The 237-nt window shown below is 67.1% G+C and carries 1 pseudogene; it reads left to right on the top strand.

Going from position 1 to position 237, the window contains the following annotated elements:
* Positions 1-237: pseudogene (gene groEL, locus WDW90_RS40390) on the top strand (chaperonin GroEL); the annotation flags it as partial.

The raw sequence follows: 237 nt of genomic DNA, 5'->3' as shown, positions 1-237 counted from the left end.
ACGCTGGTGGTGAACAAGCTGCGCGGCGGCCTCAAGGTCGCGGCCGTCAAGGCGCCGGGCTTCGGCGACCGCCGCAAGGCCATGCTCGAGGACATCGCGGTCCTGACCAGGGGACAAACCATCTCGGAAGACCTCGGCATCAAGCTCGAGAACGTCACCCTGCCGATGCTCGGCCGCGCCAAGCGGGTGCGCATCGAGAAGGAGAACACCACGATCATCGACGGCGCCGGCGAGAAG

Origin of the sequence: Methylobacterium nigriterrae (genome assembly GCF_037106235.1) — a bacterium.
Taxonomy (GTDB): domain Bacteria; phylum Pseudomonadota; class Alphaproteobacteria; order Rhizobiales; family Beijerinckiaceae; genus Methylobacterium; species Methylobacterium nigriterrae.
This window is presented reverse-complemented; position numbering and strand designations above follow the sequence as displayed.